Source organism: Bradyrhizobium uaiense (assembly GCF_010811875.1).
In the GTDB taxonomy this organism is placed as follows: Bacteria; Pseudomonadota; Alphaproteobacteria; order Rhizobiales; family Xanthobacteraceae; genus Bradyrhizobium; species Bradyrhizobium uaiense.
This window is the reverse complement of the sequence record NZ_VKHP01000882.1, coordinates 1-245: the sequence shown is the minus strand read 5'-3', so window position 1 is coordinate 245 and position 245 is coordinate 1. Positions and strand designations below refer to the sequence as shown.

Annotated in this window: 1 pseudogene; it reads left to right on the top strand. The window is 60.0% G+C overall.

The features are described from left to right. Nucleotides 1-117: 117 nt before the first annotated feature. Nucleotides 118-245: pseudogene (locus FNJ47_RS55200) on the top strand (ATP-grasp domain-containing protein); the annotation flags it as partial.

Genomic DNA, 245 nt, shown 5'->3' with positions numbered 1-245 from the left:
CTTTGGCGACGATCACCTTTTACCTGGCGCCACCTGGTCTGGTTCGGGGAGGTGAGGGACCGCAGATTGTTCCTGTTCGCCAATGGTCGGGAATGGTGTGATCGACCACTCGATTAGGTCGACGGCGACAGTCGAGCGGCCGCCGTACCAGGCGTCGCCGAGGCCAAATTCTATGTTAAATCAAAGGCGCCGATCATCAGGACGCGCGATTACCGAGACCGCATCGGCCACGTCATCGCCGCTTC